Here is a 25515-nt window from a genome sequence, read left to right as displayed (position 1 = left end):
TTCGTATGCAGTGTGATTGGCGCGCGCACGTTGGCGTGCTTCACCCCGACTGGTGCAAAAGAACGCGGGCGTGATCGATGCGCATCGGCCGCAATTCAGGGCATTGAAAATCGACCCCATCGCGCCGGTCTTGCATGTACGGGGGCAAATCGGGTGCGGTGGAAACGGAGAGCATGACAATGGAAAAGCCGCGCCGGTCGTTTTTCGGTCTGTGCCGCATCAGCATCGGCTTTTTCGGCATCCAGATCGGGTTTGCCCTGCAAAATGCCAACATGAGCCGGGTGTTCCAGTCGCTGGGCAGCGGGATTGACGACTTGTCGGCGCTGTGGGTGGCCGCGCCGCTGACCGGGCTGCTTGTGCAGCCGGTGATCGGGCATCTGTCGGATCGCACCTGGCTGGGGCGGTTCGGGCGGCGTCGGCCCTATTTTCTGGCGGGCGCGGTGCTCGCGTCGCTGGCGTTGACGGGCATGCCGCTGGCGCATGGCCTGCTCGCGGCGGCGCTGCTGCTGTGGGTGCTCGATGCCAGCATGAATGTGGCGATGGAACCGTTCCGGGCCTTTGTCGGAGACAGTCTGCATGCCGATCAGCATGCCGCGGGCTATGCGGTGCAGACCGCATTCATCGGTGCAGGCGCGGTGGTCGGCTCGATCTTTCCCTATGTGCTGACGCGTCTGGGTGTCGCCAATGTGGCGGCTGTGGGCACGATTCCCGACACCGTGCGAATCAGTTTTTACGCGGGCGCGGCGGCGCTGTTGATCGCCGTGCTGGCGACGGTGCTGGGCAATCGCGAATATTCGCCCGGCGAAATGGCCGCGTTTGGTGAAACGCAGGATCACGCCGCACCGCCGGTCGATCTGGTCGCGCGCGGCTGGTGGCCCGGCATGGCGTGGATTGCGGCGGGCATCGCGGTGCTGGGCGCGGTGTCGTTGCTGGGTTTGCAGAAAGAGGTCTATTTGCTTGGCGGCCTGCTGGCCGGGTACGGGATCGTATCGCTGATCGCCTATGCCCTGGCACGCGCCGGGCGGCAGCAGACCATGCTGGCGAGCATTGTCGGCGATTTTTCGGGCATGCCGCCGCTGATGAAACGGCTGGCGGTCGTGCAATTTTTCAGTTGGTCGGCGCTGTTCGTGATGTGGATCTACACCACGCCGGTGGTGGCGCAGGCGTTTTACGGCACCGCCGATCCGGCCAGCGCGGGCTATCAGGCAGCAGGCAACTGGGTCGGTGTGCTGTTCACCTGCTACAACGGGTTTGCCGCGCTGTTTTCGCTGACCGCGCTACCCTGGTTGGCACGACGGTTGGGCAACACGCGTGCGCATGCGCTGTGTCTGGTCGCCGGTGCGCTGGGGCTGGGCAGTTTCATGGTGCTGCACGATCCCGCGCTGTTGCCGTTGAGCGAGATCGGCGTGGGCATGGCCTGGGCCTCGATCCTGGGTCTGCCCTATGCCATTCTGGCCTCCAGCCTGCCGCAGGCCAAGCTGGGCGTCTATATGGGGCTGTTCAACATTTTCGTGGTCGTGCCGCAATTGCTGGTGGCGACGGTGATGGGATCGATCCTGAAGCTGGCCTTTCCGGGCCAGCCGGTGTGGACAATGGCATTCGGCGCAGGCGCATTGATGATCGCGGCAGCGTTTTCGCTGCGCCTCAGCCCTTCCGCCTGATCAGCGCGGTGCGGGTGCACGACAGCACCTCTTCGCCGCGCTGGTTGGTCAGCCAGTGGCGGAATGTCACCACGCCGGCCTCTGGCCGCGATTTGCTGGGCCGTGTGTCGATCACTTCGCTGTGACAGGTCAGCGTGTCGCCGATGAACGTGGGTTTGGGCGTGACCACTTTGTCAAAGCCCAGATTGGCGACCAGCGTGCCGACCGTCGTGTCACTCACCGACAGCCCGACGCACAGCGCGAAAGTGAACGTCGAATTGACCAGCATCTGGCCGAATTCGCTCGCCCGCGCGGTTTCGGCGTCGAGGTGCAGCGGTTGCAGATTGTGCGTCATCGCCGAAAACAGCAGGTTGTCGGTTTCGGTCACCGTGCGGCTGGGCTGATGCGTGATGCGCGTGCCGATCGTCCAGTCTTCGAAATGGCGTCCGGGCATCAGTCCTGATCCTTTTCCACGCGCACCAGCAGCGCCTCGGCACCAACTTGTTGCCCCGCCGTCACCGGCAATTCGGCGACCAGACCGTCGAGCGGGCTCTTGATCGCCTGTTCCATCTTCATCGCTTCGAGCGTCAGCAGCGTCTGGCCTTTGGCGACACGCTCGCCCACGGCCACCATCACCGCCGTCACCAGTCCGGGCATCGGCGCATGCAGCGCGCCCGCGCCTTCGGCAGCCTCGGCCCCGGCAGGACGCCACGGGCGGATCAGCCAGGTTGTGCCCGCTTCGCTGGCCAGAACGCCGCGCGGCGCTGGTTCGATCGATCCGGCGGCGGGCCCGTCGAGCGTCACGGCATGGACGATTTCGCCATCATCAAGTCGCATCACCACTGGCACGGGGGCGGCATTGAGGCGCCAGCCGGTCAGCGCGGGCAGCGGCCCGACCAGATGCCGCGCGACCGCCTGCAACAGCGCCGCGCCGGGCGCGGGTCGCGCCGCCCATGCATCGCCGCGCCGCCCGACCAGTCCGGTGTCGAGCCGTCCGGCCACGACATCGTCGTCGCACAGCGCGTGCGCGACAAAACTTGCATTGGTGCGCACGGGCCAGCATTCGACCGCGCGCGCCATCCCGGCCAAACCCGCCAGGGCTTCGCTCCGCGTGGGCGCGTGATGGATCAGCTTGGCCATCATCGGGTCATAGAACGGGCTGATGCTGTCGCCCTGTTCCACCCCACTGTCGATCCGGCCCGTCTGCGGCAGGCGGAAATGATCGAGCCGCCCCACACTGGGCAGGAACCCCGCTGCGGGATCTTCGGCATAGAGCCGCGCCTCGACCGCATGACCGGCCATGGTGATGGCATTCTGCATCAGCGGCAGCGGCTCGCCGCTGGCCACGCGCAATTGCCATTCCACCAGATCGATGCCGGTAATCGCCTCGGTCACCGGGTGTTCGACTTGCAGCCGGGTGTTCATTTCCATGAACCAGATGCGATCGGCATTCAGCGCGCCGGATCCATCGGCGATGAATTCGATCGTGCCCGCGCCGCGATAGTTCACTGCCTTTGCCGCGCGCACCGCCGCGGCACACAGCGCGGCCCGCGTGGCAAGATCCATACCGGGGGCAGGGGCTTCCTCGATCACTTTCTGGTGACGGCGTTGCAGCGAACAGTCGCGTTCGAACAAGTGCACCACATTGCCGTGGGTATCGCCGAACACCTGCACCTCGATATGCCGGGGCGACAGGATATATTTCTCGATCAGCACATGGGCATTGCCGAACGATGCAGCGGCCTCGCGCTGGCACGAGGCGAGCGCCTCGGCAAAGTCCCCAGGTGCCTCGACCAGCCGCATGCCCTTGCCGCCGCCGCCCGCCACCGCCTTGATCAGCACCGGATAACCGATTTGCGCGGCTTGTTCTGCCAGATGGTCGGCGTCCTGGTTTTCGCCCAGATAGCCCGGCGTGACCGGCACGCCCGCTTCGGCCATCAGACGCTTGGCCGCGTCTTTCAGCCCCATCGCGGTGATGCTGGCGGGATCGGGCCCGACCCACACCAACCCTGCATCGATCACGCTTTGCGCAAAGGCGGCGTTTTCCGACAGGAAACCATAGCCGGGGTGGATCGCCTCTGCCCCCGTTTCCAGCGCGGCGGCGATGATGCGCGCGCCCACCAGATAGGATTCGCGCACCGGTGCCGGGCCGATCGCCAGTGCCGCGTCGGCCATGCGCACATGCAGCGCGCCGGAATCGGCGTCGGAATAGACCGCGACCGTGTGGATGCCCATGGCCCGCGCGGTGCGGATGATGCGGCAGGCGATTTCGCCGCGATTGGCGACAAGCAGCGAGCGGATCATCGGTTACATCCTGAACACGCCAAAGCGTGCCTGATCGGGGAAGGGGGCCTCCAGTGCGGCGGCGAGCGACAGGCCAACCACATCGCGGGTCTGCACCGGGTCGATGATGCCATCGTCCCACAGCCGCGCGGTGGCGAAATAAGGGCTACCCTCGGCCTCGAACCGGTCGCGGATCGGCGCCTTGAACGCTTCGGCTTGTTCGGCGCTCCACGTTGCGGCATCGCGATGCACGGTGGCGAGCACGCTGGCCGCCTGTTCGCCGCCCATCACCGAAATGCGCGCATTGGGCCAGGTGAACAGGAAACGCGGGTCATAGGCGCGGCCGCACATGCCGTAATTGCCCGCACCGAACGACCCGCCGATCAGTACGGTGATCTTGGGCACGCTGGCGGTGGCAACCGCCGTCACCAGCTTTGCGCCATGGCGCGCGATCCCTTCGGCCTCGTACTTGCCGCCGACCATGAAACCGGTGATGTTTTGCAGGAACAGCAACGGGATGCGCCGCTGACAGGCCAGTTCGATGAAATGCGCGCCCTTGGTCGCGCTTTCGGAAAACAGCACCCCGTTGTTGGCCAGGATCGCCACCGGCATGCCGTGGACATGGGCAAACCCGGTGACCAGCGTGGTGCCATAGAGTGGCTTGAATTCGTGAAATTCACTGCCGTCGACAATCCGCGCGATCACTTCGCGCACGTCATAGGGCGCACGCACGTCGGCGGGGATCAGGCTGTAGAGATCGTCGGCGGGGTATAACGGATCGGCCGGCGCGCGGCGGTTGACCGGTGCGGTCTGCGGCGGGGGCAAAGTGCTGACGATATCGCGCAGGATCGCGATGGCGTGGTCGTCGCTGGCGGCCAGATGATCGGCCACCCCCGATTTGCGCGCGTGCAGATCGCCGCCGCCCAGGTCTTCGGCACTGATATCCTCGCCCGTCGCGGCCTTGACCAGCGGCGGCCCGGCCAGAAAGATGGTGCCCTGCTGGCGCACGATCACCGTCTCGTCGCTCATTGCGGGCACATAGGCGCCGCCGGCCGTGCAACTGCCCATCACGCAGGCGATCTGGGCAATCCCTTGCGCCGACATCTGCGCCTGGTTGAAGAAGATCCGCCCGAAATGCTCGCGGTCGGGGAACACTTCGGCCTGATGCGGCAGGTTGGCCCCGCCTGAATCGACCAGATAGAGGCAGGGCAGGCGGTTTTCGGCGGCCACGGCCTGCGCGCGCAAGTGCTTCTTGACGGTCATCGGGTAATACGTGCCGCCCTTGACCGTGGCGTCGTTGGCCACGATCATCACCTGACGCCCCGCCACGCGCCCGATGCCGGTGATCAGCCCGGCACCGGGCACTTCGTCGTCATAGAGACCGTTTGCGGCCAATTGCGCCAGTTCGAGAAACGGCGTGCCGGGATCGAGCAGGCGCTCGACACGTTCACGCGGCAACAGTTTGCCCCGCGCGGTGTGCCGGTCGCGCGCCTTTGCGCCGCCGCCTTGCGCGACGCGGGCGACATGCGTGCGCAAGTCGGCCGCCAGCGCGCGATTGTACGCCTCAAGGGCCTGCGCCTCGGGGCTCGCGCGATCGAGCGTGGTGGAGATGACGGGCGCCGTCACGCAAACATCCTCCCCGAAATGGGGAGGGGGACCAGCGAAGCTGGTGGAGGGGGCGTGCCGCCGGGTGCAACATTGCGGATGTGGGCGCTTGGGGCCAAGCCCCTCCACCACGCTTCGCGCGGTCCCCCTCCCCATTTCGGGGAGGATTTCAGGGGCTGGGTCATCCTCTGGCTCCGATCAGCTCGCGGCCGATCAGCATGCGGCGGATCTCGTTGGTCCCGGCGCCGATGTCGAGCAGTTTGGCATCGCGCAGATACCGTTCAACGGGCCAGTCTTTGGTATAGCCCGCGCCGCCCAGCGCCTGCACCGCTTCGCCTGCCGCGCGAAAGGCGTTTTCGCTCGCCAGCAGGATTGCGCCCGCCGCGTCGAACCGTGTGGTCTGTCCCTTGTCGCAGGCGGCGGCGACCGCATAGACATAGGCGCGCGCCGATTGCAGCGCGACATACATGTCGGCGATCTTGGCCTGCATCAACTGGAACGATCCGATCGGCTGGCCGAACTGGCGCCGGTCGCGCACATAGGGGATCACCGTGTCGAGACAGGCCTGGATGATCCCCAACTGGATACCCGACAGCACCACGCGTTCATAGTCGAGCCCGCTCATCAACACGCCGACCCCGCCGTGCAGCGGGCCCATCACCGCATCTTCGGGCACGAAGCAGTCGTCGAACACCAGCTCGGCCGTGGGCGATCCGCGCATGCCCAGCTTGTCGATCTTTTGCCCGATCGAAAACCCGGCAAAGCCCTTTTCGATCAGGAACGCGGTGATCCCGCGCGACCCGCCCTCGGGCGCGGTCTTGGCATAGACCACCAGCGTGTCAGCCTCTGATCCGTTGGTGATCCAGTATTTGGTGCCGTTCAGCCGGTATCCGCCGGGCACCGCCTCGGCGCGCAGTTTCATGCCCACCACGTCGCTGCCGGCGCCCGCCTCGGACATTGCCAGCGCGCCGACATGATCGCCGCTGATCAGCGCGGGCAGGTATTTCGCCTTTTGTTCAGGCGTGCCCCAGCGGCGGATCTGGTTGATGCAAAGGTTCGAGTGCGCGCCATAGGACAGCCCCACGCTGGCGCTGGCGCGGCTGACTTCCTCAACCGCAACGACATGGTCGAGATAGCCCAGGCCCAGCCCGCCATCGGCTTCTTCCACGGTCAGGCCATGCAGCCCAAGCGCGCCCATTTCGGGCCAGATCTCGCGCGGGAAACGGTCTTGCGCATCGATCGCGGCGGCGATCGGCGCGATCCGGTCATCGGCAAAGCGCGCAACGCTGTCGCGCAGCATCACGGTCTGTTCGGACAAGCCGAAATCGAAGTCGGGTGTCGCGCGCATGGCATCCTCTGATGATTGTTGGCGCCTGTTTACCGCATGCGGCGATGGGCGGGAAATTGAAATTGGGCGCGTCTTCATATAGGTTCTATCTATGATAAAGCGCCATCACATCCGCCAGTTCCTTGGCGTTGCCGACGCGGGCAGTTTCGTCCAGGCGGCGGCACGTCTGCATATTACCCAGCCATCGCTGTCGGCGGGGATTGCCGAACTGGAACGGCTGGTCGGCACGCGTTTGTTCGTGCGCAACCGCCGCCATATCCGCCTGACCGAGGCGGGCGGCGCGTTTCTGACCATCGCGCGCGATCTGGAGCGCGGGTTTCGCGCCGCCGACAGCTTTGGCCGGGGCACCATGCCCGACTGGCCGACGCTGCGGCTTGGCACGTTGCGCACGGTGGCGGCGCGCGATCTGCGCGCGGTGGTCGAACCATTGCGCGATGCCTTCGGTGTCGAACTGATCGAGGGCACCGATCACGAATTGCGCGGGGCGCTGGCCAGCGGGCGGATCGCCTGTGCGCTGACGCTGTTGCGCGACAAGGAACAGGGCATGGTCGCGCACCCTTTGTGGGACGAGGCCTATCGCATGATGGTGCCTGCCACGCATCGGCTGGCGGGCGCAGGGCAAGTCGCGCCGGAAGATCTGGCCAGCGAAATCATGATCGCGCGGCGCGCCTGCGAAGTGCTCGACGACACCAGCCGTTTTTTCACGGCCGCCGGGGTGCGGCCGCGCTTTGCCTTGCGCAGCGACAGCGACGAACGGTGTCTGGCGATGGTCGCGGCGGGGCTGGGGATCACCACCGCGCCGGTGTCGCTGGCGATTGCCGGGACCGTGCCGATCGATGTGGCGGGCTATGCCTTTCACCGCACGATCGGGCTGCTGTGCGATGCAGATTTCGCCGCAGATATCGCATCCCGCGACATTTTGCGCACAATTGCTGCACGTCTTAACGTGGTAAAAAGTGCAGCAATCGTATGATGCGCAGCGAACCGGATCGTGCCGTGCGGGATTCCCGCCAGAGCTCGCGCGGTATGATCGGGCCGCTTTCGCAACCCCTTTTGGTGCGGACAGACCGGAGAAATCGCACGTGGCACTTTCGCGGCGAGACTTGATCAAGGCATCGGCCACTTTCGCGCTGGTCAGCCCGCGTGCGGCGGGTCTACGGCTGGCGATGGGGCCGATCCTGGGTACGTCGGGCGATTATGATCCGGTCGCGCTGGTCGATCCGATGGTCGGCACCGGCGCGCATGGGCACACGACGCCTGCCGCGTGCCTGCCCTATGGCATGGTCCAGCTTGGCCCCGATACCGACACCGGGCGCTGGGATGCCTGTTCGGGCTATCACCATGACGATGCCACGATCATGGGATTTTCGCACAACCATCTGAGCGGCACCGGGGCGAGCGACCTGATGGACGTGCTGGTGGTGCCGCGCACGGGGCCGCTGGTGCTCGATCCCGGCACGCGCGAACGGCCAGAGGGCAGCTATCGCCAGGCGTTCGACCACGCCGATGAACGGGCCGAGCCCGGCTATTACGCGGTGCGCCTGAAAGACAGCGGGATCGCTGTCGAACTGACCGCGACCGCGCGCACCGGTATGCACCGCTATCGCTTTCCGGCGGCGGGCCATCTGCTGATCGATCTGACGCATGGCGCGCGGCCCGCGCCCGATCCCATCAGCCTGCGCGATGATCCCGCGCGCGATACCGACGTGACGGAGGCGATGTTGCAGATTGCCGGACCCGACCTGATCGTCGGCAGCCGTCACGTGCACGAATGGGCCGACGGGCGGCAGATCCATTTCGCCATGCGCGTGTCGTGCGCGCTCGATCAGGTGCGGTTTTTCAACGCCGATGTCGAAGCGCCTGCCGGCACGCGCGGTATCGCCGGTGCCCTGCTGAAACTGGCGATCATGCTGCCCGATGCGGCCACTGCGCCGGTGCTGGTCAAGGTGGCGCTGTCAGGCGTCGATGTGGCGGGCGCGATCGCCAATCTCGATGCCGAAGCGCCCGATTGGGATTTCGACCAGGTGCGCCGCGCGGCACGCGGCACCTGGACCGCGCAACTGGGACGGGTGCGGGTGTTCGGCGGCACGGCGGAACAACAGGGCACGATGGCCAGCGCGCTCTACCACACCGCGATCGCCCCCAATCTGTTCATCGACAGCGACGGGCGCTATCGCGGGATGGACAGTGCGGTGCATTCCACGACGCAGGCGGTCGGCAATTTCAGCGCCTATTCGCTGTGGGACACTTATCGCGCGTTTCATCCGCTGCTGACGCTGGTCGATCCCGAACGGTGCGGGCAGTTTGTACGCAATCTGGTGACGATGGCGCATGAAAGCCCGTTCGGTCTGCCGATCTGGCCGCTGCAGGGCATCGAAACGCATTGCATGATCGGCTGGCATGTTGTGGTGGTGATTGCCGAGGCGCTGGTAAAGGGTGTGAAGGGCATCGATGTCGCGGCGTTGTGGCCGATCGTGCGCAGCCTGGCGTTCGACGATGATGGCCATGGCCTCGAACCCTATCGCCGGCTGGGCTATATTCCCGCCGATACGGTGCGCGAAAGCGCCAGCAAGACGCTGGAATATGGCATCGACGACTGGGCCATGGCGGTAATCGCCGATGCCGCAGGGGCGCATGACGATGCCGCGAAACTGCGCGCGCGGTCGCACAACTGGCGCACGCTCTACGATCCGCAGACCGGCTTTGTGCGACCCCGGCTGAGCGATGGCACCTTTGCCGAACCGTTCGATCCGCGCGCGCTGGGGCATGACAGCCGGCACTGGCGCGATTTCACCGAATGCAACGCGTGGCAGGCGACGTTTCTGGCGCAGCACGATGTTCCCGGCATGATCGCGGTGATGGGCGGCGATGCCGCGTTCGAGGCGCGGCTCGACGCGCTGTTCGCCGCCGACAGCACGCTGTTGCCCGATGCGCCGCCCGACATTTCGGGCATGATCGGGCAATATGCGCAAGGCAACGAGCCGAGCCACCATGTTGCCTATCTCTATGCCTGGTGCGGCGTGCCGTGGAAGACACAGGCGCGTGTAAGGGCGATCATGGACACGTTGTACAATGCCACGCCCGCCGGTTTGCCGGGCAATGACGACTGCGGCCAGATGAGCGCGTGGTATGTGCTAAGCGCGCTCGGCATCTATCCGGTCGATCCGGTCAGCGGCATCTGGATCTTTGGCACACCGCTGTTTCCGCGTGCCGAAGTCATGGTCGGCGGTGGACGATTGGTGATCGAGGCGCCGGGGGTGGGGCCCGATGCGATCTATGTGCAAAGGGTGCACTGGAATGGCCGGGTCTGGAATCGCAGTTGGATTGCGCACGCAGAGCTTGCACGCGGCGGCCATCTGGTGTTCGAAATGGGCAGCCATCCCAATCGGGATTTCGGGCGCGCGCCCGAGTCCCGGCCACCCCGTTTCGAGTCGATTGCGTTGCCGTGAACCTGTCCCTTGCCGTTCCTCATGATCGTCGCCTGTTTCTGAAACGCCTTGGCACGGCTGGCGCGGTGGCGCTGGCCGTGGCCGAGGGCCTGGGCGCGCTGCCCCAGGCGGCGCCGCGCGTGCAGGCGGCCGAATTCGTCTCGCGACGTCCGTCGCCGGGCGACCGGCGCTTTGTCAGCCCGGCGGTAGAGGCCGAAATCGCGCGGGTGACCGCGCAGATCGCCGATCCCGAACTGGCCTGGCTGTTTGCCAATTGCTATCCCAACACGCTCGACACCACGGTCGAGGTGGGGGCGATGGGCGGGCGGCCCGATACGTTCGTGCTGACCGGCGACATTCCCGCGATGTGGCTGCGCGACAGTTCGGCGCAAGTGTGGGGCTATCTCCATCTCGCGCGCAGCGATCCGGCGTTGCAACGGCTGTTTCGCGGGGTGATCGGGCGGCATGCGCGCTCGATCCTGATCGATCCTTATGCCAATGCCTTTGGCCGCGATCCCAATGCGGCCAAATCGCCGCTGTGGTGGGTGGCGCAGGATGCCACCGCGATGCGCCCCGGCGTGGCCGAGCGGAAATGGGAAATCGATTCGCTGTGCCATCCGGTGCGGCTCGCCTATGGCTATTGGCGTGCGACGGGCGATACGGTGCCGTTCGACAGCGAATGGCACCGCGCCGCGCAAGTGATCGTGGCCACCTTGCGCACCGAACAGCGCATGGACGGCACCAGCCCCTACCGGTTTCAGCGCAACACCACCAATCCCGAAGACACGCTGATGCTGAACGGGATGGGGGCGCCGACGCGCAAGGTCGGGCTGATCCATTCGATGTTCCGCCCCTCCGATGATGCCTGCGTCTATCCGTTCCTGATCCCTGCAAACCTGTTTGCGGTGCAGGCGCTGCGCTGGCTGGCCCAGATTGCGGGCACCGTGCTGCACGATGCCACGCTGGCGCGCGATGCCGTGACGCTGGCCGACGATGTCGCGGCGGCGCTGGTGCGTTATGGCCGGGTCAGCGATGGCAGCGTGTGGGCCTATGAAGTTGACGGGTTCGGCAACACGCTGTTCATGGACGATGCCAATGTGCCCAGCCTGTCATCGCTCGCCTATCTGGGCGTGGTGGCGCGCGACGATGCGCTGTTCCGCCGCACCGAGGCGCGCTGCTGGAGCACCGCCAACCCCTATTTCTTTGCGCAAGGCGGGCACACCGGGATCGGCGGGCCGCATGCCGGGGTGGGGATGATCTGGCCGATGTCGCTGATGGTGCGCGCGCTGTCGTCCGATGATCCGCACGTGGTCGCGGCATGCCTGGCCCAGCTCAAGACCAGCGATGCGGGCACCGGCTATATGCACGAGGCGTTCGAGGCGGGCAATCCGACGCATTACACCCGCCCCTGGTTCGCCTGGGCCAATGGCCTGTTCGGCGAAATGGTGATCGATCTGGCTGGGCGCATGCCGCGCGTGCTGGCGGTGCCGCCCGCGCTGAAGCCGGGATAACGATCGCGGCGCCCGCAAGATTGCGTTTGCGCGGGCGGATTGTTGCAGGCACGATGTCCGGCAGCAGGGGGTGTTGTGATGCGACCATATTCCATGACCGTGTTCGATCGGATCTATTGGGCGATGATTGTCATCGGACTGGTTGGCGGCGCCGTCAACTGGCAGGCGGCGATGACCACGATGACCACCAATCCGGGGCTTGGCATGCTCGGCAACGGGGCCGTGATGGGCATCCTGATCGGATCGGTGCTGCTCGGCTTGGTGATCAATGTGCTGCTGTGGTATTTCATTTCCCGCCGCGTCAGCAACACCGCGCGCTGGATCTGGGTGGTGCTGGCGGCGATCGGGTTGCCCGGCAGCCTGCGCATCATCTTTGCCGGGAATACGCAGATCACGCTGCCCGGGGCAGGGCGCGCGATCGTCGCGATCAACATCGTGCTGCAGATTGCGGCGGCGGTGATGCTGTTCCGCGCGGAATCGCGGGCCTGGTTTGCCAGGGGCGGTGCGGCGGTCGATATCGACGCGTTCAACTGATCGCGGGCAGTTCGGCCATTCCCGGCAAGCGATCGGTCGTGATGTGCGCGCGGCAGAAATCGGCAAAGGCCGCCGCCGCGCGGGTCTGGCGCAAGGTGCGGTGGGTCAGCAGGCCAAGTTCCATCGGCGGGACCATGTCGGCCAGCGGTAGATAGACGAGCGCGCAGCCATTGGCGGCCACGCGACTGGCCGGGCGTGCCGTCATCAGTGACCAGCCGAGCCCCGCGCCGACCATCGCGCGGATCGTTTCAGGCTGATCCGACCGGGCGGCGGGCGCCATCGCCACCCCGGCCAGATCGAACAGCGAACGGAAATAGTCGCGGCTGACCGGCATATCGAGCAGGATGAACGGCTCTGCGGCAAGATCGGCCAGTGCCAGGCTGGGCCGATGGGCCAGCGCATGCCCTGCGGCCAGCACGATATAGGTCGGCAACAGCGCCAGGCGTTCAAACACGATATCGTCGGCAGCTTGTGCATAGCTGAGCGCCAGATCGATTTCACCGCGGCGCAGTCGGGCGGCAAGGTCGGCCTCGTCATCTTCGACCATCGTAAGCATCACGCGCGGGTTGGCGGCGGCAAAGCCTGCGACCAGTTCGGGCAGCACCAGTGCCGACAGCGTGCGGAATGCGCCCACGCGCAACGGTCCGGCGATGCCCCCGGCGATGTCGCGCGCCAGATCGCCCAGATCATCGGCGGCGCGCAAAAGGTCGCGCGCGGCGATCAGCAGGCGCTCGCCCGCAGCGGTCAGCGACAGGCCCTGCGCATGGTGGCGCACAAACAGTTGCACATCGAACTGCGCCTCCAACTGGGTGATGGCGGCGGAAATCGACGGGGGCGAGATATGGACGCGTTCGGCGGCCAGCGTGACGCTGCCGGCTTCCCCGGCGGCGACAAAATAGCCCAGGTGTTTCAGCGTGAACCGGCTCACAGGTCGCCCGGCACGCCATAGCTGGGCGCGCCGGCCGGATCGAGCGCGCGGGTAACATAGGCATCCATCTGCGGCTGCCACAGCGTCCACAACGCGCGCAAGTCGGCAATTGGTGCCGGGGCCCAGTCGACCCGCAGATCGACCAGCGGCCAGGCTTGTTCTGCCACCACCAGCAGCCCGGCGGAATGGACCGGGCCTTCCTCGCCACCCGCCGCCAGCGCCGCCTCCAGCGCCAGCACCAGCCGTTCGCCCAGTGGCGCATCGGGCGCGGCGGCAAACGCATCGAGCATGGCGGGCAGGACGTGGTCGCTGGCCAGCATGTTGCCCGCCGCCACCGCACCGGGCGCTATCACGTGCCCGTTGCGCCCCAGCGCCTGTGCCCCGCTGAACGCCGCGCCGCCTCCTGCATCGATCACGGTGACTTGTCGCCATGCGGCATGCGCGCCTGCCTTGGCCTCCAGCCTGGCGACCACGGTCTGTGCATCGTCGCCGCGCGCCAGCATGTCGAGCCCCAGCGGGCCAAGGCGTGGATCGGTGACATTCTGCGTCGCCACCGCGCCCACCCCCGCGCGCGCATGGGCACAACGCGCCGCCACGGCGGGGCTCGACGATGACAGCGCCACGCCGTACTGCCCGCTGCGCGGACAATGTCCGACAATCGAAAAGGTCATGGAATTACCGCCGTCGCCTCGATCTCGACTAGCCATTCCGGCCGCGCCAGCGCCGAGACGACCAGCCCGGTCGACACCGGAAATACGCCCTTCAGCCAGCGGCCCATCTCGCGATAGACATCCTCGCGATAGCGGATGTCGATCAGATAGACGACCACCCGGCACACGTGGCTGAGGTCGCCCCCGGCCTCGTTCATCAGCAGCGCGATGTTTTCCATCGCCTTGCGCGTCTGCAAGGTGGCATCACCCACATGCAGGCTTTCGCGCGTGTCGAGGTCTTGCGCGATCTGCCCGCGCACGAACACCATGCGCCCGCTGGCGACCACCGCCTGGCACAGATCGTTGTCGAGTTGCTGTTCGGGATAAGTGTCCCTGGTGTTGAACGGGCGAATGCGGGTGTGGACGGGCATCGGGGCTCCTTCAAGCGGTGATCGGTGCGGCGGCGCGGGCGGCGATATGCTCGGCCAGATGGGCCGCATCGTGCCACACCCCCCAGATGAATGACGAGGCACGGCGTGACAGGCCGGGCAGGCCAAGGAAATGCAGCCCTGGCACATCGCTGACCCCGCGCCGGTGACGCGGGCTGCCATCGGGATTGAACACGTCGAGATCGATCCACCCGAAATCCATTGCATAGCCGGTGGCCCAGACCACGGCGGTGATCCCGGCGGCGCCCAGATCGAGTTTGCGCAGCGGATCGGTCACACAGGCGGGATCAGGCCCGATGCGCCAGGCCTCGGGCTCTTCGGGCAGATCGAGGTGCTGCGCTTGCGCATAAGCATCGGCCTCGCGCAAGGTGGCCAGATAGTCGGCATCGCCCGCCGCGATGTTGGCAGCCAGATCGTTCGAAAAAGTCAACGCGCCTTGCGCATAGCCGGTGGCGCGGCCCACCAGTGTGATCCCGGCCTGGGCCAGGTCGCGAAAATCGACCGTCTGCCCACCATGCGCGCCGCTGACCGCAATGGTCACGTGCGTTCCGCTGGTCTGTTCGGGGGTCTGGTCCCATTTGCCTAGCGCGCCCAGCCACCATACGAAATCTTGCCCGCGATAGCGGCGCGGCGGGCGGCTGTGCGGCCCCACCGCCAGCCAGGTGCGCCGACCCGACCGGTTGAGTTCATCGGCGATCTGCACCCCCGACGATCCCGCGCCGATCACCACCACGCCGCCGGGGGGCAATTGGCCGGGGTTGCGATAGTGTGCGGAATGGATTTGCGTGATCCCCGCCGTTGCGGGGATCAGTGGCGGGATCACCGGGTTCTGGAACGCGCCCGTGGCGACTATCACATTGCGCGCGACGATTGAGGCGCCATCGCCGGTTTCGGCCACGAAAGCCCCATCGGCCCGTCGACGCAGCCGCGTGACATTGACCCCGGTGCGGATCGGCCCGGCAAAGGTCGCGGCATAGCGTTCGAGATAGTCGGCCACTTCCTCCTTGGGCGCAAAGCCTTCGGGGGCGGTGGCCTCGAATGTCTGGTGGGGAAACCGGTCGTGCCAGGCGGGCCCATTGGCCACCAGCGAATCCCAGCGGCGCGAGCGCCAGTGTTCGGCAATCCGTGCGCGTTCGACCACCAGATGCGGCACGCCCAGCCGCGTCAGGTGTTCGCTGGCCGCGATCCCCGCCTGTCCACCGCCGATCACCAGCGTATCAACGCTTTCGCTGTGCATGCCATGCCATCCTTGTCGCCTGTGGCACAGGGTTTAGGGCCAGCGCTGGTTTGGATAAATACGGAAATATGTCAAGATTGCATCGGAAAAGCTGAACCAAGCCCCGTTACCAGCCGCGCGATCATCCGTTCGAGCATCGCATCGCAGCGCGCCAACTGGTCTTCGGTGACGAATTCGTCGGGTTTGTGCCCCTGATCCATCGAGCCGGGGCCGCAGATCACCGCCGGTACGCCCAGGCTTTGCGCAAACAGTCCGCCCTCGGTGCCAAATGCCAGCTTGATTTCGGCACCGTTGTGTCCCGATACCGCGCGGGCAAAGGCCAGTGCGCCGGGGTGGCGGGTGTCGAGGCCGGGATAGTGGTTGACCGGTTCGATCAGGATCGCGGCCTCGGCAAAGCGGTCGCGCCAGGGTGCCACGATCGCCTCGGCAGCGGCGCGGATGCGGGCCTCGATCGCGGTGACATCGTCGCTGGCCAGGTCGCGGATCTCGAAGTCCAGCGTGCAGCTATCGGGCACGATATTCAGCGCCTCGCCGCCGCGAATGACGCCGACGTGCACGGTGGAATAGCCCACGTCATAGGCCGGATCGGGCGCCGTGCCGCTGATCAGATCGTGTTGCACGGTGCGCAAGGCGGCAATGAAATCGCAGGCCAGATGGATCGCGTTCAACCCCTGCGGGGTCAGCGCCGAATGCGCCGCCCGGCCCGTGCATGTCACGCGGTACGCCGATTTGCCCTTGTGCCCGCTTGCTAGCGCCAGCCCGGTCGGCTCGCCGATCCACACCAGCAGCGGGCGCACTGGCTGCGCCGCCAGCATCGGCAGCAGCGAGCGCACCCCGACGCAGCCGATTTCTTCATCGAACGAGATCGCCAGATGCAGCGGCGTGCGCAGCGGCCAGCGCGCCGCCAGCAGCATCGCGCGGATCGCCGCGGCGACAAACCCCTTCATGTCGGCAGTGCCGCGGCCATAAAGGCGACCCCGGTCGGCGTGCAGCATGAACGGATCGCGGCTCCACGCCTGCCCCGCCACCGGCACCACATCGCTGTGGCCGGACAGCACCACTGCGGGCACATTCTCGGGCCCGACGCTGATCCACATATTGGCGCTGTCGCCATCGTCGGTCAGCACCACACGCGCGCCTGCCGGTTCGACCAGTGCGCGCACGTGTTCGACCAGCGCGCGGTTGCCGCTACGGCTTACGGTGGGAAAGGCGATCAGGTCGGCCAGGATCGCGCGGGTGGTCGGCAGGGTGTCGGGCATCGTATGCTTGTTGCGCAAACGCGGCGGCTTGGCACGCGGGATTTTTGGTGTCCCCACGTCACCAGGGGGTGTCCTTTAAAACACTTGCCGACGATTTTTCGCGCGCGTAACCGCCGCACAGACCCATTATAAAAGGCACTGCGCCATGGCCGGCATGACACGTTTCGACTGGAGCGATCCCTTCTTCCTCGATGCGCAATTGACCGAGGAAGAACGCATGATCCGCGACGCGGCGCAGGCCTATGCGCAGGACAAGCTGCAACCGCGCGTGATCAAGGCGTGGTCCGATGAAACCACCGACCCCGACATCTTTCGCGAAATGGGCGCGCTGGGCCTGCTCGGGCCGACCGTGCCGGAAATCTATGGCGGGGTGGGGGCATCCTATGTCGCCTATGGCCTGATCGCGCGCGAGATCGAAAAGATCGATTCCGGCTATCGCAGCATGATGAGCGTCCAGTCGAGCCTGGTGATGTATCCGATCTATGCCTACGGTTCGGACGAGCAGAAGCACAAGTATCTGCCCGGCCTTGCGCGCGGCGAGCTGATCGGCTGTTTCGGCCTGACCGAGCCCGATGCCGGATCGGACCCGGGCGGGATGATTACGCGCGCCGAAAAGATCGATGGCGGCTATCGCATTTCGGGCGGCAAGACGTGGATTTCCAACGCGCCGATCGCCGATGTCTTCGTGATCTGGGCCAAGTCCGATGCGCATGGCGGCGCGATCCGGGGCTTTGTGCTGGAAAAGGGCATGGCCGGGCTGTCGGCGCCCAAGATCGGTGGCAAGCTGTCGCTGCGCGCCTCGATCACCGGGATGATCCAGCTCGACGGCGTCGAAGTGGGCGAAGACGCGCTGTTGCCGCATGTCGAAGGGTTGAAGGGGCCGTTCGGCTGCCTCAACCGCGCGCGCTACGGCATTTCGTGGGGGGCATTGGGCGCGGCGGAATTCTGCCTTCACGCCGCGCGGCAATATGGCCTCGATCGCAAACAGTTCGGGCGGCCGCTGGCGGCGACCCAGTTGTTCCAGAAGAAACTGGCCGACATGATGACCGATATCGCGCTGGGTCTGCAGGCCAGCTTGCGTGTCGGGCGGCTGATGGACGAAGGCCAGTTCGCGCCCGAAATGGTCTCGATCGTCAAGCGCAACAATGTCGGCAAGGCGCTCGATGTGGCACGCATGGCGCGCGACATGCACGGCGGCAACGGCATTTCCGAGGAATACCAGGTGATGCGCCATCTCGCCAATCTGGAAACCGTCAACACTTATGAAGGCACCCACGACGTCCACGCGCTGATCCTGGGCCGGGCAATCACCGGCATCGCGGCGTTCTGAACGATGACCCCGCTGGCAGGGCTGAAAGTCGTCGAACTGGCGCGCGTGCTGGCGGGGCCATGGGCCGGGCAGATCCTGGCCGACCTGGGCGCCGAGGTGATCAAGGTGGAAAGCGCCGCGGGTGACGACACGCGCACCTGGGGGCCACCGTTTGTCGAATATGCCGATGGCAGCCGCGATGCCGCCTACTACCACGCCACCAACCGGGGCAAGCGGTCGATCATTGCCGATTTCGCGACGCCCGAGGGGCAGCAGACGGTGCGCGACCTGATCGCCGATGCCGACGTGCTGATCGAGAATTTCAAGCTGGGCGGGCTGGCCAAATACGGGCTCGACTATGCCAGCCTGTCGGCGATCAACCCGCGTCTGGTCTATTGCTCGATCACCGGGTTTGGGCAGGACGGGCCCTATGCCCCGCGCGCGGGCTATGATTTCATTATCCAGGGTCTGTCGGGGATCATGGACCTGACGGGCGATCCCGCCGGATCGCCGCAAAAGATTGGCGTGGCGTTCGCCGATATCATGACCGGGCTCTATGCGGTGATCGCCATTCAGGCGGCGCTGGCGGCGCGTGCCGTGACGGGGCGCGGCGAACATATCGACATGGCGCTGTTCGATGTGATGGTCGGCGTGCTGGGCAACCAGGCGCTCAACTATCTGGTGTCGGGGATCAGCCCGACGCGCATGGGCAACGCCCATCCCAATGTCGCGCCTTATGCGGTCTATCCCACTGCCGATGGCTGGTTCATTCTGGCAGTGGGCAACGACGGGCAATTCGCCAAATTCTGCGCGGAGACCGGCTGTCCCGAGCTGGCCGGCGACCCGCGCTTTGTCGGCAACACCGCCCGGCTGGAACACCGTGAGGCGCTGGAAACAGCGATCCGCGAAGTCACGCGCAGATTCACCCGCGACGATCTGCTGGCGCGGCTGGCGACGGCAGGCGTCCCGGCGGGGCCGATCAACACTGTGGCCGATGCCTTTGCCGACCCGCAGATCGTCGCGCGCGGCATGCAACTGGCGCTGCACGCCGATGATGGCACGCCGATCCCCGGCGTGCGCACCCCGATCCGCTTTGCGGGCCTCGATCTGGCCACCGACAGCGCGTCTCCGCGCAAGGGGCAGCATAGCGCATAAGGCCAAATTCGCTGGCCGCGCCGGGGCGCATTGCTATAGTTGCGGCATCTGCGAAAGGATCGCCATGCGCCGGATTGCCCTGATTATCGCGCTTGCCCTGTTCACCAGCGTGCCTGCCCTGGCCCAGACTTCGGCGGTGATCGCCGATCCCCCGGTCGATGCGGCGCATCCGGCGGCGCAAGTTGCCTTTGTCCTGCCGGTCAAGGATGGCGCGATGAATGCGGTGATGCTGCTGGCCTCGGGCGCCGGTCCGCATCCGACTTTGCTGTTGCTGCACGGGTTTCCGGGCAACGAGCAGAATCTCGATCTGGCCCAGGCGGCGCGGCGCGACGGGTGGAACGTGCTGACGCTGCATTATCGCGGTTCGTGGGCCAGCCCCGGCACGTTCTCGCTGTCGTCGGCGGCCGAGGATGCGCATGCCGCGCTGGCGTTCCTGCGCACGCCTGCGGTCGCGGCGAAATTCCGGGTCGATCCGGCGCACATCGCGGTGGCTGGGCACAGCATGGGGGGCTTCATGGCCGCCGATGCCGCCGCCGACGATCCGGCAGTGATCGGGCTGTTCTTGATCGATGCCTGGGATATCGGGCGCGAAGCGCATGGGCTGGCGACGCCCGAGGGGCGCAAGGCCTGGCACGAGGAAGCCGTTGGCGACCTGCCGCCGCTGACCGGCACCAGCGAGGCGGCATTGTCCGCCGAAATGATCGCCAAGGCCGAACGCTTTTCGCTCGAAGCGCGCATCGCCGCCTATGGCAATCGGCCGCTGGCGGTCTATGGCGCCGCGCGTGGCAACGGTGTGGGCAATCTGGCCTATCTGTTGGCGGCGCACAAAGCGGGAAATACCCATTTGATCGGTGCGCTGTGGAACACCGATCACCCGTTTTCCGACAAGCGCATCGCGCTGACCCAGGCGCTGATCGAATGGCTTGACGAGATTGCGCCGCCCGTCCGCTGATCGGTCGCACCCTTTTTGGCGGCCTCTGAAAAATGTCTATACATAATCGCCCGTGCGTGGCAGATTTTGCGCCTTGGTAGACGGGCAAAGGCGGAACGCGCGTGGTGGCACAGCAGGCGGGGACAGGGGACAGCGTCGTGCGCGCCGCTGCGCTTGTCGCGGCGCCGTGGGTCAATGGCGGCGGGGTCACGCGGGTGATCGCCGATGGCCCGCTGTTTCGCCTGAGCCTGGCGACGATTGCGGGTGAGGGGCCGTTTTCGCTTCTGCCGGGGGTCTTGCGGCATTTTGCGCTGGTGACGGGCCGCGTCGATCTGGTCGGCACGGCACCGTGTTTTCCCGCCATGCTGGATGCGATCTCGGCGCCGATCACGTTTTCGGGCGATGTGGCGGTGCACGCGACCCCGCGCAGCGGACCGGCGCTGGCGCTCAATCTGATGGTGCCGCCCGGCGCGCCACCCTTGCGGTTGGAACGCAGCGACGGCGGCGTGCTGCCCGATGCGCGCGCGGTGTTTGCCTGCGACGCGGTCAGCATCGACGGGCTGGCGCTCGCCCCGCATGATACGTTGTTTCCCACCGGCGCAGTGCGGCTGGTCGGGCGCGCGCTGGTGGTGCGATGATCCGCGCGGGCGTGCTGGCGCTGGCGCTGCTGGCCGGGGCCTGCCATGGCGCGGCGCGCAGTGGCGATGATCTGGTGATCGGCACCGAGGGCGCCTACCCGCCGTGGAATTTCACCCGCGCCGATGGCACGCTGGCAGGGTTTGAGCCCGATTACTTGCGCGATCTGTGCGCGCGGCTGCACCGGCCTTGCCGCATGGTGGCGATGGATTGGGACGGGATGATCGGCGCCTTGCAGACCGGCAAGATCGACCTGATCGCCGATGCCGTGCAGATCACCCCCGACCGCGCCGCGGTGCTGGCGTTCGGGCGGCCCTATGCGATGACCACCGGGGTGATCGCCACCTTGCGCGGCAGTGCGTTGTCGCGACTGGCCGACACCGGCGCCACGCTCGATGTCGATCGGCCCGATCCACTGCGCGAAGATATCACCGACCGGTTGCGCAAGGCGCTGGCGGGCAAAGTGGTTGGGGTGGAATTGTCGGGCGCGTTCGACGCGTTCCTGACCCAGACAATCGGGCCGGGCGTTACCGTGCGCTATTACCGCACGATGGGCGAACGCGATCTCGACTTGCTCAACGGGCGGATCGACGCAACGCTTGAAGACGAATCCTATATCCGCCCGTTGCTCGCCACGCGCGATGGCACGGCGCTGGTGATGGTCGGGCCACGGCTGGTCGGCGGCTCGCTGGGGCGTGGCGAGGCACTGGCCTTCCGCAAAGGCGACACCGCGCTGCGCGCCGATTTCGATCGGGCAATCGGGGCCAGCCGGGCCGACGGCACGGTCCATCGGCTCTATCTCCAATGGTTCCGTATGGACGCCTCGCCGCAATGATGGACGCGGATCTTTCGCCGCTGGTCTTGCTGGGTGGCGGGCCCGACGGCTGGGGCCCGGCGCTGCTGGCCGCCGCCATGCTGACGCTGGCGGTGGCGGCGGCGGCCATGGCAATCGGCACGGTGCTGGGCGCGGCGCTGACGGCGGCGCTGATGTCGCGGCGGCGCTGGCTGGCACGGGCGGCGGCGACTTATGGCCTGATCTTGCGCGGGGTGCCCGAATTGCTGGTGGTGCTGTTGCTCTATTTCGGCGCACCGGGGTTGCTGGCGTCGGTCGCCGCGCTGATGGGGTCGCCCGCGCCCGGATCGCCGCCCGCGTTTCTGACCGGGTGTCTGGCGATCGGGCTGGTTTCGGCGGCCTATCAGGCCGAAGTGTTTCGTGGCGGGTTGCTGGCGGTGCCGCCGGGCCAGATCGAGGCGGCAATCGCGGCAGGGATGGGGCCGTTCACGCGGCTGCGCCGGATCATCGCGCCCCAGGTGCTGCATCGCGTGCTGCCGCCGTTGGGCAATATCTGGCAATTCAATCTGAAGGATTCGGCGCTGGTGTCGATCACCGGCCTGGCCGAACTGATGCGGGTCAGCCTGGTCGCGGCGGGATCGACGCGGCGGCCGTTCCTGTTTTTTGCGGCGGCGATGGTGCTCTATCTGGTGCTCACCAGCGCCAGTTCGGCACTGTTTCGCCTGGTCGAAACACGTGGGCAACGCTGGGCAGGGGGGCGATGAACGAAGAAATCGCCTTTCTGACCGTGACCGGGCTGGCCATCGTGCGGGCGCTGCCGGTCACGGTGGTGCTGGCGCTGACGAGCGCGCTGGGCGCCAGTGCGGTTGCGGTCGCGCTGGTCGCGGCACAGGCGACGCGAGTGGGGCGTCCGCTGGCGCAAGTATGGATTTTCGTGTTTCGCGGCACGCCGCTGCTGTTGCAGATGTTCATGGTCTATTATGGCCTCGCCGCCGTCGGCCCGATCCGCCACGGCCTGCTGTGGCCGCTGTTTCGTGATCCGCTGTTCTGCGCGTTTGCGGCGATGACCTGTTGCTGTTCGGCCTATATCGCCGAAGTCTTGCGCGCCGCGTGGCAGGCGATCCCGCCGGGACAGGTCGAGGCGGCACAGGCCTGCGGCATGTCGCGCTGGACCCGCGTGCGCCGAGTCATCGCGCCGCAGATGCTGCGTCTGGCGCTGCCCGCCTATGGCAACGAACTGGTCATGTTGATCAAGTCGACCTCGCTCGCCAGCACGATCACCGTGCTCGATGTGACCGGCGTGGCGCAGACCCTGATCGCGCATTCCTATCGTACGCTCGAAGTGTTCTGCCTGGCGGCGGCGGTCTATCTGGGGCTGACGGCAGGCCTGACCGCGCTGTTGCGGCGCATCGAACGCAATCTGGAAAGGGGCACGGGCCGATGACCGAAGTGTTGCGCGCGCGCGGCATTACCAAAAGCTTTGGCGGGCGGGCGGTCCTGCGCGGGATCGATCTGGATGCGCAGGCGGGCGATGTGGTGTCGATCCTGGGCGGTAGCGGATCGGGCAAGAGCACGTTCCTGCGCTGTCTCAACTTGCTCGAATTGCCCGATGCGGGCCGTATCGAGATTGCCGGAACCACCGCGCCGCTGGATCATGATCGCAAGGGGCGGCCCCGGATCGCCGATCCGCGCGCGCTCAACGCCTTGCGCGCTAAAACCGCGATGGTGTTCCAGAATTTCAACTTGTGGTCGCACATGAGCGTGCTCGACAACGTGATCGCCGCCCCGGTGCACGTGCATGGCCAGCCGCGCGGCGAAGCGATCGAGCGCGCGCATGGCCTGCTCGACAAAGTCGGCATGACTGGGTTTGCCCAGCATTGGCCGCGCCAGTTGTCTGGCGGGCAGCAACAGCGTGTGGCGATTGCCCGGGCGCTGGCGACCGATCCCGATCTGATGCTGTTTGACGAGCCGACCTCTGCGCTCGATCCCGAACGCGTGCGCGAAGTGCTCGACCTGATGCGCGCGCTTGCCGCCGAAGGGCGCACGATGCTGATCGTCACGCACGAAATGGCGTTTGCTCGCGATGTGTCGAGCCGGGTGGTGCATGTGCGCGATGGGGTGATCGAATCGATGGGCCCGCCCGACGCGATGTTCGGCGCCGGGGCCTCGCCCGCGTTCCGCGCGTTTCTCGCTCACTGATCTCGGGACAGGCCCGCGCGCACCAGGTCTGCGCCGCTTTCCATCACGCCCTGCATCGCGCGATCGTCGGCATAGGCGGGGATCTGCGCACGGACGTGGGCGTGCAACCGGGCGGTGGCGGGCGCACGCGCGGCGGGGGGCACCGCGGCATCGTGCGCTTGCGCGGCGGCGGCCAGTTCGATGCCCAGGATTGCCTCGACATTGGCGACGATCGTCAGCGCCTTGCGCGCGGCGGCGGTGGGGTGCGACAGGTAATCCTCTTGCAAGCCCGAAGTGATCCCGCCATCGAGGCTGGCCGGCGCAGCCAGGCGACGGTTTTCGCCGACCAGCGCAGCGGCGCTGTACTGCGCGATCATGAACCCGCTCGACACCCCGGCCTGATCGGCCAGAAACGGCGGCAGGCCACTGACCAGCGGATTGACCAGCCGGTCCAGCCGCCGTTCGGCAATCATGCCCAGATGCGCCACTGCCACGCCCAGCGAATCGAGCGCCATCGCCAGACCCGCCGCCACGGCATGCGCCTCGGACCCGGCACGTGGCGCGTCGGGCGTGCCGAGCACGACCGGATTGTCGGTGACCGAGGCCAGCTCGGTGTCGATGATCGCACCGACATGCGCCAGCGCATCGCGCACCGCGCCATGCACATGCGGGATTGCGCGCAGCGACAGCGGGTCCTGCAACCGCCCCGGTGCCGCAAGGTGCGCGCTGCCCGCCAGCCAGCCATTGAGCGCCGCAGTGGAGGCGGCGATCCCGGTCGACCGGTGCAGCGCCATCAGCGCGGGGTCAAACGCCGCGGGATTGCCGCCCAGCGCCTCGAAACTGAGCGACGCGACCGCATCGGCCGCCGCCACCGCGCGGCGTGCGCGCGCGAGCGCGACCGCGCCAAGCCCGGTGGCGCACGGCGCGCCATTGATCAGGCTCAGCCCTTCCTTGGCCTCCAGCACCAGCGGGCTCAGCCCCGCGCGCGCCAGCGCCTCGGCCCCGGTCAGGCGCTCACCGCCAATCCGCGCATGGCCTTCGCCGATCAGCACCAGCGTGATATGCGCCATATGCGTCAGATAGCCGACCGATCCGCCTTCTGGCACATCGGGCACGATGTCGTGGTGCAACAGCGCCAGCAACGCCTCGACCACCGCGACCCGCACCCCCGAATATCCGTGAGCGTGGTTGTTGGCCTGTGCGGCGATGATCGCGCGGACCTCGGGGGCGGGCAACAGCGGCCCCACACCGCAGGCGTGGCTCATGATCAACTGGCGCGACAGCCGCCGTTGCAGCGCCGGTTCGACCGCGCGGTCGAACAGCGCGCCAACCCCGGTGTTGATGCCATAGGCGGGCACGCCGCCCGCAACGATGGCGCGCACCAGCGCGTGCGCTGCCGCAATTCGCGCCCGCGCGGATTCGCCCAGGGTCAGTTGCGCCCCCCCGGCGACCGCCGCCAGGGCTGCGGCATCGAGCGGTCGGTCGAGCGAATGGGGCAAATGTGTCACCGGAAAACCTCCATGGCGGGGCCAAACGATCTTGTCGCCACCCTTTTATGTCTAGTCATATTGACAAAACACCCTTGATAGCAAGGATGTTGTGCAACCGCGCCAAGTTACGCAACATGGTGTGGAAATCCGG

The 25515-nt window shown here is 66.7% G+C and carries 23 protein-coding genes; 13 read left to right on the top strand and 10 right to left on the bottom strand.

What is annotated here, in order from left to right:
- Positions 1 to 179 precede the first annotated feature (179 nt).
- Positions 180 to 1661, top strand: a complete 1482-nt coding sequence (locus tag AQZ49_RS17970; RefSeq protein ID WP_067619119.1) for an MFS transporter — start codon at positions 180 to 182, stop codon at positions 1659 to 1661.
- Here the strand turns inward: AQZ49_RS17970 and AQZ49_RS17965 are convergent.
- The 4 genes from AQZ49_RS17965 to AQZ49_RS17950 all read right to left on the bottom strand — a co-directional run bounded on the left by AQZ49_RS17965 (position 1645) and on the right by AQZ49_RS17950 (position 6876).
- The gene (locus tag AQZ49_RS17965; RefSeq protein ID WP_067618982.1) at positions 1645 to 2094 is read right to left on the bottom strand and encodes a MaoC family dehydratase; all 450 of its coding nucleotides are present in this window, start codon (positions 2092 to 2094) and stop codon (positions 1645 to 1647) included. The genes AQZ49_RS17970 and AQZ49_RS17965 overlap by 17 nt on opposite strands.
- Positions 2094 to 3944 (bottom strand): ATP-binding protein, encoded by a 1851-nt coding sequence (locus tag AQZ49_RS17960; protein ID WP_067618981.1) that lies wholly within the window; start codon positions 3942 to 3944, stop codon positions 2094 to 2096. Before AQZ49_RS17960 ends, AQZ49_RS17965 begins: the two co-directional genes overlap by 1 nt.
- A 3-nt stretch (positions 3945 to 3947) precedes the next feature.
- Positions 3948 to 5549, bottom strand: a complete 1602-nt coding sequence (locus AQZ49_RS17955) for a carboxyl transferase domain-containing protein (protein ID WP_067618979.1) — start codon at positions 5547 to 5549, stop codon at positions 3948 to 3950.
- A 160-nt stretch (positions 5550 to 5709) separates the two neighbouring features.
- Complete coding sequence (locus tag AQZ49_RS17950) at positions 5710 to 6876, bottom strand: acyl-CoA dehydrogenase family protein (protein ID WP_067618977.1); 1167 nt, start codon at positions 6874 to 6876, stop codon at positions 5710 to 5712.
- A 91-nt stretch (positions 6877 to 6967) separates the two neighbouring features.
- On the opposite strand from AQZ49_RS17950, the gene AQZ49_RS17945 reads away from it, so the two are divergent.
- From AQZ49_RS17945 to AQZ49_RS17930, 4 genes are all read left to right on the top strand, one after another.
- On the top strand, positions 6968 to 7849 hold the full coding sequence (locus tag AQZ49_RS17945; protein WP_067618973.1) for a LysR family transcriptional regulator: 882 nt from the start codon (positions 6968 to 6970) through the stop codon (positions 7847 to 7849).
- A gap of 193 nt (positions 7850 to 8042) precedes the next feature.
- A complete protein-coding gene (locus tag AQZ49_RS17940; RefSeq protein WP_082701901.1) occupies positions 8043 to 10325 on the top strand; it encodes a GH92 family glycosyl hydrolase in 2283 nt (760 codons plus the stop codon).
- Positions 10322 to 11815, top strand: a complete 1494-nt coding sequence (locus tag AQZ49_RS17935) for a glycoside hydrolase family 125 protein (protein ID WP_082701893.1) — start codon at positions 10322 to 10324, stop codon at positions 11813 to 11815. The genes AQZ49_RS17940 and AQZ49_RS17935 overlap by 4 nt, the downstream gene beginning before the upstream one ends.
- A 93-nt stretch (positions 11816 to 11908) precedes the next feature.
- Positions 11909 to 12349, top strand: a complete 441-nt coding sequence (locus tag AQZ49_RS17930) for a hypothetical protein (RefSeq protein ID WP_067618963.1) — start codon at positions 11909 to 11911, stop codon at positions 12347 to 12349.
- Here the strand turns inward: AQZ49_RS17930 and AQZ49_RS17925 are convergent.
- The 5 genes from AQZ49_RS17925 to argE all read right to left on the bottom strand — a co-directional run bounded on the left by AQZ49_RS17925 (position 12342) and on the right by argE (position 16872).
- Entirely contained in the window at positions 12342 to 13277 is a 936-nt protein-coding gene (locus tag AQZ49_RS17925) for a LysR family transcriptional regulator (protein ID WP_067618959.1), read from the bottom strand. The genes AQZ49_RS17930 and AQZ49_RS17925 overlap by 8 nt on opposite strands.
- A complete protein-coding gene (locus AQZ49_RS17920) occupies positions 13274 to 13948 on the bottom strand; it encodes a DUF1028 domain-containing protein (protein WP_067618953.1) in 675 nt (224 codons plus the stop codon). The genes AQZ49_RS17925 and AQZ49_RS17920 overlap by 4 nt, the downstream gene beginning before the upstream one ends.
- Positions 13945 to 14358, bottom strand: a complete 414-nt coding sequence (locus tag AQZ49_RS17915) for a RidA family protein (protein WP_067618949.1) — start codon at positions 14356 to 14358, stop codon at positions 13945 to 13947. The genes AQZ49_RS17920 and AQZ49_RS17915 overlap by 4 nt, the downstream gene beginning before the upstream one ends.
- 10 nt (positions 14359 to 14368) lie before the next feature.
- Positions 14369 to 15613 (bottom strand): flavin-containing monooxygenase, encoded by a 1245-nt coding sequence (locus AQZ49_RS17910; RefSeq protein ID WP_067618945.1) that lies wholly within the window; start codon positions 15611 to 15613, stop codon positions 14369 to 14371.
- 71 nt (positions 15614 to 15684) lie between these two features.
- Positions 15685 to 16872 (bottom strand): acetylornithine deacetylase, encoded by a 1188-nt coding sequence (gene argE, locus AQZ49_RS17905; protein ID WP_067618941.1) that lies wholly within the window; start codon positions 16870 to 16872, stop codon positions 15685 to 15687.
- 145 nt (positions 16873 to 17017) lie between these two features.
- Here argE and AQZ49_RS17900 point away from each other — a divergent pair, with 145 nt between their 5' ends.
- From AQZ49_RS17900 to AQZ49_RS17865, 8 genes are all read left to right on the top strand, one after another.
- Positions 17018 to 18202 (top strand): acyl-CoA dehydrogenase, encoded by a 1185-nt coding sequence (locus AQZ49_RS17900; RefSeq protein ID WP_067618937.1) that lies wholly within the window; start codon positions 17018 to 17020, stop codon positions 18200 to 18202.
- Positions 18203 to 18205: 3 nt separating this feature from the next.
- Positions 18206 to 19336 carry a CaiB/BaiF CoA transferase family protein gene (locus AQZ49_RS17895; RefSeq protein WP_067618934.1) on the top strand — a complete coding sequence of 377 codons (1131 nt, stop codon included), beginning with the start codon at positions 18206 to 18208 and terminating at the stop codon, positions 19334 to 19336.
- Positions 19337 to 19400: 64 nt separating this feature from the next.
- A complete protein-coding gene (locus AQZ49_RS17890) occupies positions 19401 to 20288 on the top strand; it encodes an alpha/beta hydrolase family protein (protein ID WP_067618931.1) in 888 nt (295 codons plus the stop codon).
- Positions 20289 to 20389: 101 nt separating this feature from the next.
- Positions 20390 to 20905: a HutD family protein gene (locus AQZ49_RS17885; protein WP_067618928.1), complete on the top strand. Its 516-nt coding sequence runs from the start codon at positions 20390 to 20392 to the stop codon at positions 20903 to 20905.
- A complete protein-coding gene (locus AQZ49_RS17880; protein WP_067618926.1) occupies positions 20902 to 21738 on the top strand; it encodes a transporter substrate-binding domain-containing protein in 837 nt (278 codons plus the stop codon). Before AQZ49_RS17885 ends, AQZ49_RS17880 begins: the two co-directional genes overlap by 4 nt.
- On the top strand, positions 21735 to 22460 hold the full coding sequence (locus AQZ49_RS17875) for an ABC transporter permease subunit (RefSeq protein WP_156428385.1): 726 nt from the start codon (positions 21735 to 21737) through the stop codon (positions 22458 to 22460). The genes AQZ49_RS17880 and AQZ49_RS17875 overlap by 4 nt, the downstream gene beginning before the upstream one ends.
- On the top strand, positions 22457 to 23140 hold the full coding sequence (locus AQZ49_RS17870; protein WP_231739297.1) for an ABC transporter permease: 684 nt from the start codon (positions 22457 to 22459) through the stop codon (positions 23138 to 23140). Before AQZ49_RS17875 ends, AQZ49_RS17870 begins: the two co-directional genes overlap by 4 nt.
- Positions 23137 to 23895, top strand: coding sequence for an ATP-binding cassette domain-containing protein (locus tag AQZ49_RS17865; RefSeq protein WP_067618919.1), 759 nt, complete (start codon positions 23137 to 23139; stop codon positions 23893 to 23895). Before AQZ49_RS17870 ends, AQZ49_RS17865 begins: the two co-directional genes overlap by 4 nt.
- On the opposite strand, the gene hutH is transcribed toward AQZ49_RS17865, so the two are convergent.
- Positions 23889 to 25382: an HAL/PAL/TAL family ammonia-lyase gene (gene hutH, locus AQZ49_RS17860; RefSeq protein ID WP_067618916.1), complete on the bottom strand. Its 1494-nt coding sequence runs from the start codon at positions 25380 to 25382 to the stop codon at positions 23889 to 23891. The genes AQZ49_RS17865 and hutH overlap by 7 nt on opposite strands.
- Positions 25383 to 25515: the final 133 nt, after the last annotated feature.

It is taken from the genome of Novosphingobium sp. FSW06-99 (assembly GCF_001519065.1).
In the GTDB taxonomy this organism is placed as follows: domain Bacteria; phylum Pseudomonadota; class Alphaproteobacteria; order Sphingomonadales; family Sphingomonadaceae; genus Novosphingobium.
This window is presented reverse-complemented; position numbering and strand designations above follow the sequence as displayed.